Consider the following 17,531-nt stretch of genomic DNA (forward strand, 5'->3'; position numbering starts at 1 on the left):
TAAATGATAAATTCATTTAAGAGAAGGTTTAAAATAAATATATACTACTTAATATAAATTAAAACTATACTCTCTACTCATTTTATCATAATTAAAGATATTTTCAATTATTAGTTAATAATAATTGTTAAATAATTTGATTTTTCTAATAAAATTATATCATATATACAAAAAAAAGAAGTGGTGTATTACATTAATGACGGGCAAGATCATTTCTATGTAATTTAATTAAGGGTTATAAAAAGAATAGCAAAAAGAAAAGTCCCATAAGACCTATAATGAAAAGTGACCAAACCATCATTGGAAAGATTCTTATGACAGCTATCGCAGAAAGTCTGTCTGTCTCTACTTCAACAGTCATTCGTAAATTGAAAGAATTCAAATTCAAGACAGATTTATCTTTCCTTCTAACTCACATGTCTTGGGATGAATACAGCTTCAAGAAAGGGTTGATGAGCTTCATTGCACAGGATTTTAATTCCAGAAAGATCGTAGCTATTCTGGATGGGCGGACTCAAGTAATTATTCGCAATCATTTCCTTCGCTATTCTAGACAGGTGAGAAGTCGAGTGAAAGTCATTACCATGGATATGTTTAACCCCTACTACGATATTGCCAGAAAACTTCGCTTTCGAATTTCAAGGCTCAGGCTGAAACAGTCCCCCAGACTGTTTCACTCCCAAACGCTAAAATCGTTCTGGATCGTTTTCACATTGTACAACATCTAAGTCGTGCTATGAACCGTCTTCGCATCCAAATCATGAATCAGTTTGATCGGAAATCGCACGAATATAAGGTACTGAAACGTTACTGGAAACTCATTCAACAGGATAGTCGTAAACTCAGCGATAAACGTTTTTATCGCCCTACTTTTCGCTCACACTTGACCAATAAAGAGGTTCTAGAAAAGCTGCTTTCATACTCTCAAGAACTTAGACAGCACTACGACCTCTATCAACTATTACACTTTTATTTTCAAGAGAAACAAGCTAACCATTTCTTTGATCTTATTGAAGAAGCGATTTCTTGTGTAAATCCTATTTTTCAAACTGTTTTTAAGACCTTTTTGAAAGATAAGGACAAGATCATAAACGCACTGGAACTGCCATACTCAAATGCAAAACTAGAGGCTACTAATAACCTCATTAAGGTCATCAAGCGCAATGCTTTTGGCTTCCGGAACTTTGAAAACTTCAAAACTAGAATCCTCATCGCTTTGAACATCAAAAATGAGAGAACCATTTTGGTTCTCTCCTTTTTGTAACGTCTTATCAACCTACTACAGTTGACAAAGAGTCATTTTATCTAGTATTTATTGTTTATTTACGAGATGATTTACGTTTCAAAGAGACTGCACCTACTAACGTAAGTACTCCTGAGAATACAAGGCCAGTTGCTACAACTTCACCGGTACTTGGAAGAAGTGATTTGTGACCTCCACCGTTTCCTGATGATTGGGCTAGGCTTTCTTCATTACTATTTTGAAGTGCTTCTTGGGTTGTAGGGGAATTCCAATCATCTTTGCTACCTTGATTTTCTGGCGTTGCAGGATTTTCTGGTGTTCCAGGATTTTCTGGCGTTGCAGGGTTTTCTGTAGTTCCAGGATTTTCTGGTGTTGCAGGATTTTCTGGTGTTCCAGGATTTTCTGGTGTTCCAGGGTTTTCTGGTGTTCCAGGGTTTTCTGTAGTTCCAGGGTTTTCTGGTGTTCCAGGGTTTTCTGATGTTGCTTCAGTTGTAGTTGTGGTTGAAGTAGTCGTAGGCTCTTCAGTTGTAGTTGTGGTTGAAGTAGTCGTAGGCTCTTCAGTTGTAGTTGTGGTTGAAGTAGTCGTAGGCTCTTCAGTCGTAGTTGTGGTTGAAGTAGTCGTAGGCTCTTCAGTCGTAGTTGTGGTTGAAGTAGTCGTAGGCTCTTCAGTTGTAGTTGTGGTTGAAGTAGTCGTAGGCTCTTCAGTCGTAGTTGTGGTTGAAGTAGTCGTAGGCTCTTCAGTCGTAGTTGTGGTTGAAGTAGTCGTAGGCTCTTCAGTTGTAGTTGTGGTTGAAGTAGTCGTAGGCTCTTCAGTCGTTGTTGTAGTTGAAGTAGTCGTAGGCTCTTCAGTTGTAGTTGTGGTTGAAGTAGTCGTAGGCTCTTCAGTCGTTGTTGTAGTTGAAGTAGTCGTAGGCTCTTCAGTCGTTGTTGTAGTTGAAGTAGTTGTAGGCTCTTCAGTTGTTGTAGTAGTTGTAGTAGTTTCTTCCGTGGAAATTGGCTGCCATACGCGTACATAATCTACAAGCATATCTGAACGAGAACCATCACGGTAACTGTCGATATGTTGAGTAGCATCAGTGTAGTCACGGCCACCAGGCGTTCCGTCTTTTAGGAATGAACCACCAACCATATGACTTAGACGTAAAGTCATACCATTTTCAGGATCAGCTAATGGATTTGGGTCCTTAATGTCCTTCATTAGAACAGTTCCCTTAAGCTCTCCATCATAATAGAAGTTGACACTATCCTTAGTCTTTAAGACTCCGTATGTGTGGAAGTCAGACTGTGTATCTCCATTATTAGAAATTTGCCTTTGGGTTTGTTTGCTATTTCTAGCTCCCTCTGATTTAGGTGTATGGGTATTGGCTTGTAGAACGCTTGGATCATATCCTTTTGATTCAAAGACGTCGATTTCACCATTACCAGGCCATTCCTTGCGATTCGTACCAGTTAACCAGAAAGAGGACCATGATGATTCACTCATTGGTAATTTGATACGAGCTTCAGCATAGAAATCACCTTTAAAAGATGCTTTTACTTTACCTTTGTCATTAAAAGTATTAATGGCTCCAGATGTAAACGGTGCAGGGTATACTTCTACATTCCCGTCTTTGTCTTTTCTGGTATTTGTTCTTGGAATAGTTTCCATTTGTTTAGTAGCTGAGTTCCACCTTTGTCGTGTTGGTGAGTAAAGCGCTGTTAGATGCAGAACTCCATCGGACACTGAAACGTTTTCCGGATTATCAGTATTGTGCATTTGAGTTCTTGCAGCAGTGTCAAAACTTGAATAGGCATAGGCCCATTTTGATTGGTCAAGTGTTGTACCATTGAATTCATCGAACCATGTCAAGCTATAACTGTTAGGATCGATGTTGGGAGGAGTGATTGGTAGAGGTTTGTTTGTTGATTCATTACTTACGCTAGAATCAGCATTTACTGTACCAGATGAAGCTAAAAAACTAGTGCACAGAATTGTAGCTACTCCTAAAAAATTCAATCCTACACGAAACGATTTGTGTTTAGTAGGCATATTTGCCATGCGTAGTACTCCTATTTTATATTGTAGTTTTGAAGGATCTTTCAGATAAAAATCTGCAAAACAATTTTCAAAAATTGTTTTCTATATTACGTTACCGTTGTGTATATTTTTATGAAAAATATCTTATTTATATTATTGTAAAAATATATCACTACGTATTATCGAATACCCTCTCATTCTACCATAAAGAAATGTAATTTTCAATTATTTGTTTTTAAAATTTTAGGATAAGAATATGAATAATGCACTGAAACTTTCTTATCAATGCAACCATTCAAAGTTACGAATAGCCTCATCGCTTTGGACAACAAAAGAGGAGAGAAGCATTTTTGTCCTCTCCAGCTTGTCATTTTTCATCAACTCAATACAGTTGATAAAGAGCTGTATTTGATTGTCGTTATATTTTTTGTATTCATCTATTCTGTCTCCTGATGAAATTGTTGGTAAAAATCAACCTTGATCTGGATGAAATTTTCTAAGTCTCTTAACAACTGGAGCAAGGTGGCGCGTGTTTCAAATTCTTCACGGGCCTTGGGAAGAGGGCGTTCGCGAAAGATCGCCAAATACTGACTAATATCATCTAGAAGATCTTGGGCAGGATTTTCCTGACTTAACTGTTGGGCCGTCTTCTTAAAAAGTTGAGCAAGGATTATGCTTTCACTCATGACTAACAGACAACGGTTGACGTTCTCAGCCATATCCTGCAGGATATCATTTTGCCGCTTGCGCATTTCAAAGTAGTGAATATGGTAGTTGGTTTGGTGAAAGAGGTGGTTGGAATGGTCCAGATAAACTAGCTTCAAAGCGTCCTTTAGGATACTGTCCAATTCCTTGATCAAGCGAGCATCATTGCGACCATCCCCTTTACCAAGTAATTCCGCAAAACGACCAAGGATCTTTTTCAGTTGGTCTTCGACAACATCGTGGTAGTGATCGATTGCTCCCTGGTTAGAAGGCATATAGAGATTGGCCAGCAAGGCAAAGCTGGTCCCAATTAAAAAGAGAGCAAGTTCATTGAGCAAGAGTCCCCAGGAAGTAGACTGCTCAATTAAAAGATGGGTGACCAGCACCGTACTTGGCGTGATGCCGATCTGCCAGCCCAATAGAAAGGCACCAGGAACATAGAGAGCGATAAAGACTCCCAATGCCCAGAGGTTGAACCCTAAAAAGGAAAAGGCGAGACTTCCGATAGCAAGGGCCAGCAAGGTTGACATAAAGCGCTGGTAGGCCTGCTTGATGGTACTGCGACGCGTATCAGAGATACTCAAGATGGCAATAATGCCAGCTGAGATGGCATAGGTCAAGCCCAGAGCATAAGCAAGGGCAGCTGCTAAACAGGTGGCCAAGGTGAGCTTGATGGTTCGTTGAAAAAGAGGCATGGCTTCCTTTCTAGTTCGGTCTGTTCATTGAGATTGATTTGATTTCATTATATCATGAATTGGCCTCTTCCTCCTTTCTTGTGGTATACTAGTTCTATGGAAAATAACGATATCGTATACGGTGTCCACGCAGTCACCGAGGCTTTACAAGCCAATACAGGCAATAAATTATATATTCAAGAAGACCTCCGAGGAAAAAATGTCGACAAGATCAAGGCCTTAGCAGCTGAGAAAAAAGTGTCGATTTCTTGGACGCCAAAGAAAACCCTGCAGGAAATGACGGAAGGAGCTGTTCACCAAGGCTTTGTTCTCCGTGTGGCAGCCTTTGCTTACACAGACTTGGCAGCGATTCTGAAACAGACAGCCAAAGAAGAGAACCCTCTTTTATTGATTCTCGATGGCTTAACAGATCCGCACAATCTTGGATCTATCTTACGGACAGCTGATGCGACCAATGTCTCAGGAGTCATCATTCCTAAGCACCGGGCGGTTGGGGTAACCCCAGTGGTTTCTAAAACTTCTACCGGAGCAGTGGAACACATTCCCATTGCGCGTGTGACCAATCTTAGCCAAACCTTAGACAAGCTAAAAGAAGAAGGCTTCTGGATCTTTGGGACCGACATGAACGGCACGCCATCGCATCAGTGGAATACGGCTGGCAAGTTAGCCTTGATCATTGGCAATGAAGGAAAAGGGATCTCAGCCAATATCAAAAAACAAGTTGATGAGATGATCACCATTCCCATGAATGGCCATGTTCAAAGCCTCAATGCCAGTGTGGCAGCAGCCATTCTCATGTATGAGGTCTTTCGCAACCGACTATAACTATACTATAATAGTAGAAAGGCAATGATATGAAACGAAAAATCTTATTGGTTGACGGCTACAATATGATTGCCTTTTGGCAGGAGACCCGCCAACTCTTTCAAAAAAGTGAGCTCGATGCAGCCCGCAATATCCTCCTGCAAAAGCTGAGCCACTATGCTAGCTTTGAAGGGATTGAAGTCATCTGTGTCTTTGATGCCCAGTATATGCCAGGAGTGCGGCAGACCTATGAGGAGTTCAATGTTCAGGTGGTCTTTACCGGTGAAGATGAGACGGCAGATGACTACATCGAGCGCTTGGCGGCAGAGCTCAATACGCCTCTCCACCAAGTATCGGTAGCGACCAGTGACTTAAATGAGCAATGGACTGTCTTTGCTCAAGGAGCCCTTCGGGTATCTGCCAGAGAGTTAGAAAAACGGGTCGCAGTTGTCAAAGGGAATCTCAATCAGGCGCAGCGAGTGGTGAACGATCAAAAACCACCCATGCGACCGCTCGATCACGAAGTATTGCGACAATTACAAGAAATGATGGGAGACAAGTAATGACATTTGCTATTTTAACCGATTCGACCGCAGATTTAGATCAGAACTGGGCCAAGGAACACCAGGTGACCATTCTTGGATTGACCATTGAGTTAGATGGGACGGTTTACCAGACAGTAGGCCAAGGTCAATTGACCAGTCCTGAGCTTTTAGAAGCCATGAAAAATGGGGCCAAACCGACAACCAGTCAGGTCAATGTGGGCCAATTTCAGGAAACCTTTGAACAATTTGCCAAAGAAGGAAAAGCTCTGCTTTATGTGGCTTTTTCATCGGTCTTATCTGGGACCTACCAGAGTGCAGTCATGGCACGGGATCTGGTTTTAGAAGACTATCCAGAAGCCGTGATTGAGATTGTCGATCCGAAGGCGGCTGGGATTGGAGAGGGCTACCTGGTTATGCGATCAGTAGCTGCGCGTGATGCAGGCCGTTCATTAGCAGAAGCCAAGGAAGAAATCATGGACTTAGCGCCAAAACTGCGGACTTATTTCCTCGTCGATGACCTCTACCACCTCATGCGTGGAGGCCGTCTCTCAAAAAGTGCCGCGATCATGGGAAGTTTGGCCAGCATCAAACCCATTCTCTGGATTGATGCGGAAGGGAAATTGGTCCCAATTAGCAAGGTTCGGGGACGCAAAAAAGCTGTCCGGGAATTACTGGAGCTGATCAAAGCAGATATCGGTGAAGGTACAGCCTTGGTATCTTATACCAACGATCTAGAAGGAGCCGAAGTACTGAAGCAAGAAATGCTTGCGCTTGAAGGGATTGATGAAGTCCTTGTGATGCCCCTTGGACCGGTTATTTCAGCCCACGTCGGCCCTAATGCCTTGATCGGATTTGTCATTGGAAAAGAAAATCGTAAATAATTTTCTAAATCGGTTGACTTTTATCTTAGAATTTTGATACAATAGTAGGCGGTATTGTTTACCCCATTTGTAAGGCCCCGGAACCTTTCAAATAACTCGCGGACCGGAACATCCGCCCTGTAAACAAAAACGACATTCATATAGGAGAAATCATGAACAAAACTACATTCATGGCTAAACCAGGCCAAGTAGAACGCAAATGGTACGTTGTTGACGCAACTGATGTACCTCTTGGACGCCTTTCAGCAGTTGTTGCTAGCGTGCTTCGCGGAAAAAACAAACCAACATTCACACCTCACACTGATACAGGTGACTTCGTAATCGTTATCAATGCTGAAAAAGTTAAATTGACTGGTAAAAAAGCAACTGATAAGATCTACTACACTCACTCAAACCACCCAGGTGGATTGAAATCAATCTCTGCTGGTGAACTTCGTTCTAAAAATGCAGTACGTTTGATCGAAAAATCAGTTAAAGGTATGCTTCCACACAATACTCTTGGCCGCGCTCAAGGTATGAAATTGAAAGTATTCGTTGGAGCTGAGCACACTCACGCTGCACAACAACCAGAAGTTCTTGATATTTCAGGACTTATCTAAGGAAAGGAACAATAAAGTATGTCACAAGCACAATATGCAGGTACTGGACGTCGTAAAAACGCTGTTGCACGCGTTCGCCTTGTTCCAGGAACTGGTAAAATCACTGTTAACAAAAAAGATGTTGAAGAGTACATCCCACACGCTGACCTTCGTTTGGTCATCAACCAACCATTCGCAGTTACTTCAACTGCAGGTTCATACGACGTTTTCGTTAACGTTGTAGGTGGTGGTTACGCTGGTCAAGCAGGAGCAATCCGTCACGGTATCGCTCGTGCTCTTCTTCAAGTAGACCCAGACTTCCGCGATTCATTGAAACGCGCAGGACTTCTTACACGTGACTCACGTAAAGTTGAGCGTAAGAAACCAGGTCTTAAGAAAGCTCGTAAAGCATCACAATTCTCAAAACGTTAATCAACACGATTATATCAACGTTTACAGACATTCAAGAATTATTTCTTGGATGTCTTTTTTTGTTCAAAAAACTAAAGTTCACCCCAAAATTCACCCCATATTCACCCCATCAATTTTTTAAACTACGAAAAGCAATATCACCTACAGTCCGATTGACTTTATCTTTGATATTAACGTAAGTTTTTGTAATCTCTTTATCACTATGAGTAAGAGCTTCTGAGATGGCTTCAAGAGAAACACCTGCTTGTTTAGCAAGAGTAGCACCAGTATGTCTTAGTTTGTGTGGTGATGCTGGTGCTAATTCGGGATGTCTTCGTCTGACTGATTTCATCTTGATAAAACTTAAAATTTTTCTAATTATAACGAAGCATAGTCAAAAAGCTATGACCTCTATATTCACAAAAAAATCCAGACCAATACTAGTCCAGATTTCTTGTCTATTAAACATTCTTTTCAAAGAATGGAAGAACGGCTGTAACGGCTTTGTCAACGCAATTATTTAACTGTGAGAATCCGACGCACATAAATTTTAAATGGCGTCTCAGTCACATTTAAATTTATGAGACGCTTAGACGTTAGGCTTTCAATTTATCAAATTTTGATTTGATGTTTGCCTTGAACTCTTCAATTTTGGCCTTGCGCTCTGCTTTACGTTCAGCCTTCATTTGCGCACGCGCTTGGTTGTAGAGGTCTTCTTGGACTTGCAGAGCTGCTTCGATTTCGGCTACGACGGTTGCTACATCCCAACGCACGATTTGGGTGTCGTACTTGATGAAGTAAGCATCGATGACTGCTTCGTTGTTTTCTTGCACCAAGGCGACAACGGCTGTTTCGCCGTCGATCAATTTTTGAGACACAACGTCAATCAAGCCAGCTTCTGCCGTATCAACGGTATCACCAGCAGCCAAACCATAGAGGCTACCAATACCATAACCAAACAAGACGCCGATAGGACCACCCAAAAGCCCGATAACTGCACCGAGCAAGCCACCTTCTAGGGTTGCATCCGTCGTTGAATCTTCAAAGTCATAGCGTTCTTTTTCAACGATGTGACCGTTTTCATTTTTGACCAAGGCGATTTGAGCAACCTTGGTCGTCTGAGTTTGGCGGAAAGCCTTCAAATCCGCAAAGGACTGATAAGCTTCGCTTTCAGTGTTAAAGACTGAAACTACTAGGTTTTCCATAGTTAGTACCTCTTTTCTAAAAATTACATGTGCATTATAACACAGTTTCAATCACTTTTCAATCATTTTAGTGCGACATTTTAATTGATATGTCGCGTTTATCAGCGTCAAAGAACAGTTTCAGGCGCGGTATATCTTTGCCATATCCCAGCCCAGACACTCTGGCGACTCTGAGTGATTATCAAGAAAGGCGTCCAGCAACATCTTAAAGCCTCCCGTGCAAAAAGTAAATAAATAGTGTTTTTCCTGTATGCCTGTCACACGGCTAAAAGACCGCTTGACCAAATCTTCCAGAAAATTATAGCAGATATTATGTACCAGCTCTGTGTAGCGAGTCTGATGAGCGTGCCGAATCACATCGACACTTTTATAGAATCTGCCAACTGTTTCCTTATGGTCGAATCCTTGAAAGAAGTCGCTTTATTCGTCGGTCAAGACAATTAATTTGGCTGGTGCAACTGATTCGCCAAGCTATGAACAAGCAATTATTACCTTTTGAAAGCGAAAATGGCAATTATGAAGGTGAAGCTACTCAGGTCTTAGTTCTTCTATCCAATTACTATGCAGACAAATAACTATTTGATGAAAATACAGATGAATATGGAAATATCTTGATTTTAAAGGATTCATCCATCATTTCTAAATTATCGGCTATCCCAGATTTATTAAAAAGGGGATCTAGTAGGTAACAATAATATCGAATATATCAAAGTACGCAATATTAGGATTTCTTCAGAGGTTGAGTTAGAGTCAGATGTTGATGGGGATAAGTCGGATAATCTGCCAGTAGATATAAAAATACTAGAAAACAGGCTTGAAAAAGGCTCGTAAAGCTAGCCAGTTCTCTAAACGTTAATTCGTTGCTGGACAGCAGAATACAAACGAAAACACTTTGCATCTTGCAAGGTGTTTTTTTCTATGAGAACTGGCGGTGCGCAATTAGGATAGCTCTAGCGACTTTAGTCGCATAGAGATATGCTATGCACAGTTGCCCCAAGAAAACAAGCGAAGCGATGTTTGATTGGATGGCAACCACTGCACTCAAAGCGTTAATCAACACGATTATATCAACGTTTACAGACATTCAAGAATTATTTCTTGGATGTCTTTTTTTGTTCAAAAAACTAAAGTTCACCCCAAAATTCACCCCAAGTTCACACTATTACTTTTTGAGACTTCTAAAGGCTATTTCTCCTGCTGTTTGATTTACTGTTTCAGTAGTATTGACATAAGTCTTCGTTATTTGGATGTCACTATGAGTAAGTGCTTCTGAAATAGCATTTAATGATGTTCCAGCCTGTCTTGCCAGAGTTGCTCCGGTGTGTCTTAATTTGTGAGGAGATGCTGGAGGAAGTTCCGGATGTCTTCTTCGAATAGAATTCATTCGATGATTAAGATAATCAATATGAAGTGGAACGTTAATACCGTTTTTTCTATTGTTGTATGTGAAAACGAATTGCTTTTCATTCTGTCTGATTCCAAACAGCTTTAGTTGCTTTTTTTGTTCTATTTTCCAATCGGTCAGGATATTCATTAGTTCTTTAGGAGCTTTAAATAGAGTTTTTTTATTTCCTTTGGTTGATTTCAGATTCCCGAATTTGTCTAATGCTTGTTCAATGAGAATTTCATTTTTTTCAAAATTGATATGTTTCCATTGGAGAGCATAGGTTTCTGATTTTCTATCTGATAAAAAGAATGTCGTATAGAACAAAGCATAATCTTTTAATTCCATTCGATCATTTTTTAGATCTTCATCAAATGCTTGTAGCCATTGTTTAAGTTCCTCCTCATTTAATGCTAAGTCTTCAAACTTTTTACTTTCTTTGAGAGCTAGTTTTTTATTAGCTTTAATTCTACTGATTGTCTTTTTTACCTTATTGACTTGAATATATTCAAGCTCCTCTGCCCAGTCCAAGACAGAATTGACGTACCCTCTAATAGATTTAAAGTTGGCATAAGAATTTGATAATGGGGTAAGAAGTGACAAAACTAGTTGTTTGTTTTCATTGAGATGATCAATAGAATAATTACCTAGAACGGGAAGAATCTGCAAACGAAAGAGATTTTCTGTTTGAAAGATGGTTACTGCTGTAGGTGGTTTAATGGTAGCAGTGGCTTGCCCTGCTTTATAAGGTTCTAGCCAAATATCTTTATAAAAATCTTTGAATAGAATATCTCCTTTCCTTTGAGATAAAGTAGAAGACCTTCCTAAACGTGCATTTTCAATGTCAACAGCTAACTTTATTTCTGCTTCCTTTGCTTCTCTGCGAGTTTTGAATCTTTTTTCAAATCGTTTTCCAATCCCTAGCTTTCCTTGGACGTCGTCGGGTATATATACCCTAAGCCTATAGGATCCATTTTTTGTTTTTGAAATGCCCATTTTTGCCTCCTTATGCACTTATCTCTAGGCGAGTCATCCACTGATTGATACTTTCTTTGCTGAAACGAATGGACTTTCCGACTCGAATATACGGTAGGCCCATTGCAATCCAGATATCAAGAGTATTATGTGAAACTCCTAGATAATGGCACGTTTGTTTTTTGTTCAGAAATGGAGTGTCTAACCCCATATCTTCTTTGAAATGATGAATCTCATCTTTGATAAGAGTTGCAATCATTTTTTGAATTTCTTGTGTCTGTTCTTCTGGTAGTTGTACTAACATATATTGTTCTCCTTTCTAATGTCCAATAACATATGTAAATTGTTTGGCAGTTTCTGCGTCAAAAGTACGGTAACTAATAATTCCTAATCCCTTAACATTACATTCTGATACAAGAATTGAACCGTCTGATTTGACTTGCTCCACAAATGAAATGTGCCCGTATATTGGATCAGCTCCAGCTTGTCCAGGACTAAATGATAGAGCAGAGTGTTCTGTTGGTGTATGGGTTGTTGTGAAACCTGGCTTATTCATCCATTGTCCACCATTTCCCATAAATGGATCAAAGTTGACTCCGACTTGTTTTCCACGGTTGAAGACATACCAGGTACATTGTCCCCAAGGATAGGTGCTAGTGATATATCCTGTGGTATCAATAGCTGTTGTCAAACTATAGCCTACAGGTATATCATTTGAAGTGATGCCACCACCATCTCTAGTTTTTCCTGTAGTTTGTTCAGGAGCTTTTGGTGTTCCTCCATGTTCATCAATGAAGGCATCCAGTTTTTGCATGGTTTCTGCACGTCTTTTTCCTGATCCGGTGGTATCTGTGAAATAGACTCCACCATCAGTTGCTGGATTGAGTGTTCCATTCGCAAACTTCTTAGCCTTGTCATCTTGAATTTTAAAGGTTTGGTTTTTATTTCCAATGATGGTTTGTTGGGTTAGTCCGACAACAGCAACTTCATCATTAAAATTATTGGCATATTCTGGATTGGAGTCATAGGCCCCAAAACCAAACATATTGGCTCCAGGATTAGTGGCTACCCCAGCAGTTCCAAGGGAACTTTCATTCAGTGCGATCGCAACGATTCCACGGACATCAAGATTAGATTTAGCTTCCCATTCGAGGAGCTTCTTCCCATTAATTCGGTTCTTATCATAGGAGATTCCTAACGTATCTAAAAAGCCATCTAATTGCTCTGCTGTAATACCGAAGCGATGAACCAGTAGGTTGTGAGTATATGGATCTCCATCTGACCAGTGATCCGCATAAGTCACTCCATTTTTGGATTGGGAGGAGCCATTCGTTCCACCACCTCCGACAGCCCCCATAAGGATAATGATAATGAGGACTGGTAGAAAGAGAGGAATGAGACCAGCTAATAGAAACCATTTTAGTTTTTTCATCGAATCTCCTTTCTAATCAATGTCTTATATAAGCAGTGAACAAAACAGTCCCAAAACGCCATTTCGCATCTAAAACGACTGAATAGGACTTAGTCTGTAGGATGATTTGGTCTCTTTCTTGTTCTGAGACTGGAAATAAAAGAAGGAAATCGACTGAGCGTTTTCCTTCTTGGTAGGCTTGATAAAGAGTTTCTTCAAGAACTCTTAGAAAAGCAGTTCTTGAGCGTATCTTGGTATTCATATTATTCTCCTCTAAGTTGTCTTAAGCGTTCTGTTAATCGGTCTCTTCGTTCAATATTGGCTCTCAATTTATCATCTCGTGTCATGGTTTTTCTATAAGCACGAGTGAAGGCATTGGATCCTTGGGCTTTGTACATGGCTTGAGGATCTTTATATTCCTCTAATTTGTGCTCAATACTATTAATGCGGAGTTGTTTAAATGGAGAAATCCACTCTTCTTTAAGAGTTTGAAATTCCTCGTTTGAACTTGGTGTTGGTTCTACTGTGTTTGGGGATTCCATTGAAGGAGTTGGTGGTGTTTTTTCTTCAACTGGTTTAACCCCTTCTAGCGTTGGCTTTGTTTTCGGAATGTTTGGTTCTGGAGCATCTGGACTTATTGGAGTCTCAAGCGTTTCTGTTGGGAGCACTTCATCAGGTTGGTGCTCTGATTCTTTATTGGTAAAGAAAGAACCAACATTTTGGAAGTGACTCTTGGCATTCATCACCATTCCAGCTCCGAAACCAGCACCTGCTAAGGCAAAGTTCCCAAGGTGTTGAGCAGATGAAAAACTTCTCGATGGCACTTGTGAAGCCACCTCTCTGGTCTTTGTAACCCCTTTTTCAACTTTGTTTCCAATATCATTCGCAACCATTCGTGCTTTAGATCCAAGAATGAATTGAATCAATTCAGCTTTGTATTTCCATAGAAGGAAGTATACAAGTCCTTTTGATACAACTGAAATGAGTAGTTTAAAAACAAGGCCGAAGATAATCAAAGATGGAAGTGTTTTAAGGATGCCATCAAAACCTGTAATGACAATGTTTTCGATCATTTTTTCAATGTAGAAGACTAAAAGCGTTAATAGACTCGTGATAGCTGGGAAAAGCGACCCTCCAAACATGACTTTTAGAACTCCAAAAATCAAATCTTGCATTCTTGGTACAAAGGACATCAATAGCACAATTGGAAAGAGCAGGATCATCATCAGGACGAGTGTCTGAGCAATAACGTTTAACATCTGAATCAAGATAACGGGTATCGCTAATACAAAGGCTTCACAGATTTTGAAGATCACATAAAACATACGAGTAAAGATGAAATCTGGCATAGCGGAAACCCAACGGTTCTTTTCACCATCATCATTGGCTCCATTTCCTAGTTCATCTAGATATTTATTGCGATCTTTAGATTTAACTGCTTTAAAGTTTCCATTCTTATCGCCTGTTCCTAGTATCTTACTATCGTCAAAAGTTTCTTGTTTCCCATCTTGGCTATTCTTATATTTCCCATTTTCTTGTCCAGTATTGACGAAGACGTAGGCTTTATAAGAGGTTTCTGCAATATAGCTATCTGCCATGGAATCACCAATTTTAATGGATTTATTATTGCCATACTCTACCTTGATATTCGTGATGTTTTTAGTGACATCTTGAGAGACATGGTTAATGGTATCTAGTAGATACAGACCACCTGATGTTCCAGCGATTGTTCCAAAATAACCAAAGCCAAGGATGAGTACCAGAAAAACATGAAGTAGAGTTCTTGAAAAAGCTCCTTTCGAAAAGAAAAACTGGTAAAAGAGATAGAAAGCTAGGATTAGAAGCAACATTGAAACGAGTGATTGTTTTGCGACTCCGCCAGAACTTGAACCGATAAATCCTTTCCAGATATTCATCGCTCCATTAAATACATAGTTCTTATAATTGGAGTAAAGATCAATCTTTTCAAGAATTCGTATTAACAAAGAAAAGAAGCCCACCACTGCGTTTAGAATGAAAAAGAAGAAGTTGACGAAAAGCTCATTAATCAGAACCCAAGCCCCGTTAAAGAAAGCGAACCCAGTCGGCTCCATATAGGACTTGAGAGAGAAGATATCGACTCCCCTTAGTTTGTCAAAAGCTTCTTGCATGGATTCACCTCCTAACTAGCGTATTTGTTTTCAAGGCTTGATGATACCGTAGCTTTCATTGGTTTTAGAAGCATATCAATATCTTCAAAGATGTTGTGTACGGAAATCATATTGAGATTGCCATAGACGTCATAGTATAGGCATTGACCAGAGATCATATTATCAATCCATTCGAGATTGCTTTCAGTGACTTCGAGATTGACGTGTTTTAAGATATCTTCTCGTTCAGACTTTTCATAAAAAGCAAAGATGGTCCCGAATCCCGTTGTATCATCGTCATTTTCTGCATCATGTACAGATTGCGTAATCAGTGCCAAGGTATTGTTTTTGGAGCGTCCAATCCGACGCATATTTTTGATAACGGCTTTTCCTTCTGCAGACTTCATAAGGATCCATGCTTCGTCAAAGAACTCAATGGTATCTTCATGTTCGTTGCGTTCTCCAAAGTGAGTACAGAAAGCACCCAGCGCAAACATGAGGGTAATAGAGTTACGTTCATGATCCGAAATCTTTGTAGAATCATCCTTTGGTAGCTTGAGGTTATTGACCTCTAAGATAGTCACCCGTGATTCATAGTTAAGTCCTTGAGTGGTTCCATCTGAAAAGGCTAGTTCCAAGATAGAGTTTGTGACAATTGAAGTCAGATAACGACCAACCGAAGCAACTTCAGAGGAAGTAGAGCCTCTCAGCACTTTTAGTACGTGTTTAAAGCCGACTTTCTCACCAGCGCCTCGTTTTTCTACAATCGCATTAATAGCTTCTGTAATAGCTGTTTTCTGGTCCATTGTGACATCATCCACAGCTTGTAGTAGAAACTCGAGCATGTTTTTGGCGACCTCTACAGCTTGTTCTTTATCTAGAACAACAATAGGATCTAAGACTCCGTGGTTTGATGGAAGTGAGCTGTCCAGTGTTACAAAGTTAAAGTTCTCGATCTGTTTCTTGCGTTCAGGATAGAGACGTGCAAATTCAGGTGAATTAATCACTTCTTGATAGTGATTTCTAAGTTCACGTTTCGGGTCAATGTAGAGGGTTTTGACATCTTGTAAAGCTACACTAAAAAGGATGATCTGAGCAAGAAAGGATTTCCCTTGTCCCGTTTCCCCCGTCATGAGGATATGCGGGTTCTTGGTAATCTTTCCGGCAATATCTTCTTTATTTCCAACTGTCGCATTATAGAGGACAATGTTCTTTGAGGAATCAATAGCTTTATCGATATCGTCCCAACGGCCAGTCCAGTTATCTACTCGGCCGATATACCAACCGATACGGTTTCCAGAAGAAGTATTGGTGAAGGGCATGAGCTCTGAAAATCCACGAGCTGTGACCATATGTGTCCAGGTGCGAGTTTTCTTTTGGAGGTTTTCTCCATAGAGCAGAGCTTGAAAGAGATAAGGTCCGTCTTGAGAGGCTTCACTAATTTCCACTCCCATATCATCAAAGTAGTTCAAAACCACTTGTCGTCTTTGACGGAGTTGGTTCACACTAGAAGCAGAGACAATCAGATAGGCTCCATATTCGATGATATCTTCCTTGTTTCCGACTTTCTTCATTAAGTCCTTTAGAGAGATGGAGCCCATGATGATCTCGTCTTGTTGGACAGTATCAGTATTTTCTGCCTCTTCCATGATATTCCGATAACGGGTATTCGAACGTCCCATTCGTCCCTTGATCTTGTTGGTATCAATGAACTCTGCCTTGATTCTTAGTTCTACAGGAAAATTAAATCGTTGGATAAATTCGCCCAAATGAAAACCATTGAATTGAACAGGAAATTTACCAACTGGAAGAATAGTCACAAAAGAAGATCCATAAGGGCTTTCTAGCTTGAGGAAACCACCTTTTAGGACTTTGATCAAGGTGTCTGTGATATTGAATTGAGCACGATTAGCGAGCACCTCTTTCTTGTAGTGAGGAATATAGCGAAGGTACTGCATCCGCTGGTAGTAAAAGAGTTCTTCATTTGATAAACGTTTTGCCCGAAGGACAGAGAAGGCTTGAAAAATAGTGAATTCATCACTTTTATAGTCTTCATACCAAGTGGGACTTAACTCATATTCATAGCCAAGACCCTTTGCGATTTTTTCTGAAAACTCATTGAAGCTCTCATAGGCCAAGTCTTTGACGGTAGCTCCATGATTTTGTTTTCGTAAGGTCACTCCAACGACCCAATCAAACTGATAAGGGATTTCCATTTCATCTGTTAGACGATCCACTGTGTAAAGAAGCAATTCTTCTCCTAGTTCACGACTATCATCTGCTAGAGCATCTGAAAAGTCTCGCATTTTCTCTTCTAAAAGATAGTCTTTAGGGATCAGAGATATTTCAAAGAACTTGTTTTTCTGGAGCTTCTTCATCATTTGAGCAACAATGATTTTGTGTTTGCCCTTTTTTTCATCATCCGTAATTGTGATAGGAGTGTTGGGAATACGATAATAAGCAACGACTGTTTGATCTTTTTTGAGAGCTAGATTTTCATGTGTTTCCCTAATAGGATAGGTTAAAGTAATACTCATAGGTCCTCCTT

At 40.2% G+C, this 17,531-nt stretch carries 15 protein-coding genes and 3 pseudogenes; 8 read left to right on the forward strand and 10 right to left on the reverse strand.

The annotated features are described in order from the left end of the window. Positions 1 to 290 precede the first annotated feature (290 nt). Positions 291 to 1,264 (forward strand): annotated as a pseudogene (locus AB4X21_RS01820) (transposase); the annotation flags it as partial. A 55-nt stretch (positions 1,265 to 1,319) separates the two neighbouring features. On the opposite strand, the gene AB4X21_RS01825 reads toward AB4X21_RS01820, so the two are convergent. Beyond that, complete coding sequence (locus tag AB4X21_RS01825; protein ID WP_369088092.1) at positions 1,320 to 3,281, reverse strand: family 16 glycosylhydrolase; 1,962 nt, start codon at positions 3,279 to 3,281, stop codon at positions 1,320 to 1,322. A gap of 416 nt (positions 3,282 to 3,697) precedes the next feature. Beyond that, a complete protein-coding gene (locus AB4X21_RS01830) occupies positions 3,698 to 4,660 on the reverse strand; it encodes an aromatic acid exporter family protein (RefSeq protein WP_369088093.1) in 963 nt (320 codons plus the stop codon). A gap of 96 nt (positions 4,661 to 4,756) precedes the next feature. On the opposite strand from AB4X21_RS01830, the gene rlmB reads away from it, so the two are divergent. The 5 genes from rlmB to rpsI all read left to right on the forward strand — a co-directional run bounded on the left by rlmB (position 4,757) and on the right by rpsI (position 7,900). Next, entirely contained in the window at positions 4,757 to 5,485 is a 729-nt protein-coding gene (gene rlmB, locus AB4X21_RS01835; protein WP_369088094.1) for a 23S rRNA (guanosine(2251)-2'-O)-methyltransferase RlmB, read from the forward strand. 29 nt (positions 5,486 to 5,514) lie between these two features. Continuing rightward, the gene (locus tag AB4X21_RS01840; protein ID WP_003004212.1) at positions 5,515 to 6,027 is read left to right on the forward strand and encodes an NYN domain-containing protein; all 513 of its coding nucleotides are present in this window, start codon (positions 5,515 to 5,517) and stop codon (positions 6,025 to 6,027) included. Next, positions 6,027 to 6,890, forward strand: a complete 864-nt coding sequence (locus tag AB4X21_RS01845) for a DegV family protein (protein WP_369088095.1) — start codon at positions 6,027 to 6,029, stop codon at positions 6,888 to 6,890. The genes AB4X21_RS01840 and AB4X21_RS01845 overlap by 1 nt, the downstream gene beginning before the upstream one ends. Before the next feature lie 152 nt (positions 6,891 to 7,042). After that, positions 7,043 to 7,489 carry a 50S ribosomal protein L13 gene (rplM, locus tag AB4X21_RS01850; protein ID WP_002876943.1) on the forward strand — a complete coding sequence of 149 codons (447 nt, stop codon included), beginning with the start codon at positions 7,043 to 7,045 and terminating at the stop codon, positions 7,487 to 7,489. Between the two features lie 18 nt (positions 7,490 to 7,507). Then, the gene (rpsI, locus tag AB4X21_RS01855) at positions 7,508 to 7,900 is read left to right on the forward strand and encodes a 30S ribosomal protein S9 (RefSeq protein ID WP_002893764.1); all 393 of its coding nucleotides are present in this window, start codon (positions 7,508 to 7,510) and stop codon (positions 7,898 to 7,900) included. Between the two features lie 109 nt (positions 7,901 to 8,009). Here the strand turns inward: rpsI and AB4X21_RS01860 are convergent, their stop codons facing one another. Together AB4X21_RS01860 and AB4X21_RS01865 are read right to left on the reverse strand one after the other, a co-directional pair. Continuing rightward, positions 8,010 to 8,231 (reverse strand): tyrosine-type recombinase/integrase, encoded by a 222-nt coding sequence (locus tag AB4X21_RS01860; RefSeq protein ID WP_037611047.1) that lies wholly within the window; start codon positions 8,229 to 8,231, stop codon positions 8,010 to 8,012. A 244-nt stretch (positions 8,232 to 8,475) separates the two neighbouring features. Next, a complete protein-coding gene (locus tag AB4X21_RS01865) occupies positions 8,476 to 9,084 on the reverse strand; it encodes a DUF1269 domain-containing protein (protein WP_369088096.1) in 609 nt (202 codons plus the stop codon). Between the two features lie 353 nt (positions 9,085 to 9,437). Here AB4X21_RS01865 and AB4X21_RS01870 point away from each other — a divergent pair. Then, positions 9,438 to 9,563, forward strand: a pseudogene (locus tag AB4X21_RS01870) (IS982 family transposase); the annotation flags it as partial. Between the two features lie 18 nt (positions 9,564 to 9,581). Continuing rightward, a pseudogene (locus tag AB4X21_RS01875) lies at positions 9,582 to 9,915 on the forward strand (diacylglycerol kinase family lipid kinase); the annotation flags it as partial. 331 nt (positions 9,916 to 10,246) lie between these two features. On the opposite strand, the gene AB4X21_RS01880 reads toward AB4X21_RS01875, so the two are convergent. The 6 genes from AB4X21_RS01880 to AB4X21_RS01905 are packed head-to-tail and all read right to left on the reverse strand — an operon-like array spanning position 10,247 to position 17,520. Continuing rightward, positions 10,247 to 11,464: a tyrosine-type recombinase/integrase gene (locus tag AB4X21_RS01880; RefSeq protein WP_369088097.1), complete on the reverse strand. Its 1,218-nt coding sequence runs from the start codon at positions 11,462 to 11,464 to the stop codon at positions 10,247 to 10,249. Between the two features lie 10 nt (positions 11,465 to 11,474). Next, positions 11,475 to 11,747: a helix-turn-helix domain-containing protein gene (locus AB4X21_RS01885; RefSeq protein WP_369088098.1), complete on the reverse strand. Its 273-nt coding sequence runs from the start codon at positions 11,745 to 11,747 to the stop codon at positions 11,475 to 11,477. Between the two features lie 15 nt (positions 11,748 to 11,762). Beyond that, positions 11,763 to 12,875 (reverse strand): CHAP domain-containing protein, encoded by a 1,113-nt coding sequence (locus AB4X21_RS01890; RefSeq protein ID WP_369088099.1) that lies wholly within the window; start codon positions 12,873 to 12,875, stop codon positions 11,763 to 11,765. A 16-nt stretch (positions 12,876 to 12,891) separates the two neighbouring features. After that, complete coding sequence (locus AB4X21_RS01895; protein WP_369088100.1) at positions 12,892 to 13,116, reverse strand: hypothetical protein; 225 nt, start codon at positions 13,114 to 13,116, stop codon at positions 12,892 to 12,894. 1 nt (position 13,117) lies between these two features. Further along, entirely contained in the window at positions 13,118 to 15,004 is a 1,887-nt protein-coding gene (locus AB4X21_RS01900) for a conjugal transfer protein (protein ID WP_369088101.1), read from the reverse strand. A gap of 11 nt (positions 15,005 to 15,015) precedes the next feature. Next, positions 15,016 to 17,520: an ATP-binding protein gene (locus AB4X21_RS01905; RefSeq protein ID WP_369088102.1), complete on the reverse strand. Its 2,505-nt coding sequence runs from the start codon at positions 17,518 to 17,520 to the stop codon at positions 15,016 to 15,018. Positions 17,521 to 17,531: the final 11 nt, after the last annotated feature.

Origin of the sequence: Streptococcus sp. CP1998 (assembly GCF_041026655.1) — a bacterium.
GTDB lineage: Bacteria > Bacillota > Bacilli > Lactobacillales > Streptococcaceae > Streptococcus > Streptococcus dentalis.

Bases quoted from the DNA above. Each gene is read 5' to 3' on its own strand.
- AB4X21_RS01825 (WP_369088092.1), bottom strand. From the start codon at position 3,281: ATGGCAAATATGCCTACTAAACACAAATCGTTTCGTGTAGGATTGAAT.
- AB4X21_RS01830 (WP_369088093.1), bottom strand. From the start codon at position 4,660: ATGCCTCTTTTTCAACGAACCATCAAGCTCACCTTGGCCACCTGTTTA.
- rlmB (WP_369088094.1), top strand. From the start codon at position 4,757: ATGGAAAATAACGATATCGTATACGGTGTCCACGCAGTCACCGAGGCT.
- AB4X21_RS01840 (WP_003004212.1), top strand. From the start codon at position 5,515: ATGAAACGAAAAATCTTATTGGTTGACGGCTACAATATGATTGCCTTT.
- AB4X21_RS01845 (WP_369088095.1), top strand. From the start codon at position 6,027: ATGACATTTGCTATTTTAACCGATTCGACCGCAGATTTAGATCAGAAC.
- rplM (WP_002876943.1), top strand. From the start codon at position 7,043: ATGAACAAAACTACATTCATGGCTAAACCAGGCCAAGTAGAACGCAAA.
- rpsI (WP_002893764.1), top strand. From the start codon at position 7,508: ATGTCACAAGCACAATATGCAGGTACTGGACGTCGTAAAAACGCTGTT.
- AB4X21_RS01860 (WP_037611047.1), bottom strand. From the start codon at position 8,231: ATGAAATCAGTCAGACGAAGACATCCCGAATTAGCACCAGCATCACCA.
- AB4X21_RS01865 (WP_369088096.1), bottom strand. From the start codon at position 9,084: ATGGAAAACCTAGTAGTTTCAGTCTTTAACACTGAAAGCGAAGCTTAT.
- AB4X21_RS01880 (WP_369088097.1), bottom strand. From the start codon at position 11,464: ATGGGCATTTCAAAAACAAAAAATGGATCCTATAGGCTTAGGGTATAT.
- AB4X21_RS01885 (WP_369088098.1), bottom strand. From the start codon at position 11,747: ATGTTAGTACAACTACCAGAAGAACAGACACAAGAAATTCAAAAAATG.
- AB4X21_RS01890 (WP_369088099.1), bottom strand. From the start codon at position 12,875: ATGAAAAAACTAAAATGGTTTCTATTAGCTGGTCTCATTCCTCTCTTT.
- AB4X21_RS01895 (WP_369088100.1), bottom strand. From the start codon at position 13,116: ATGAATACCAAGATACGCTCAAGAACTGCTTTTCTAAGAGTTCTTGAA.
- AB4X21_RS01900 (WP_369088101.1), bottom strand. From the start codon at position 15,004: ATGCAAGAAGCTTTTGACAAACTAAGGGGAGTCGATATCTTCTCTCTC.
- AB4X21_RS01905 (WP_369088102.1), bottom strand. From the start codon at position 17,520: ATGAGTATTACTTTAACCTATCCTATTAGGGAAACACATGAAAATCTA.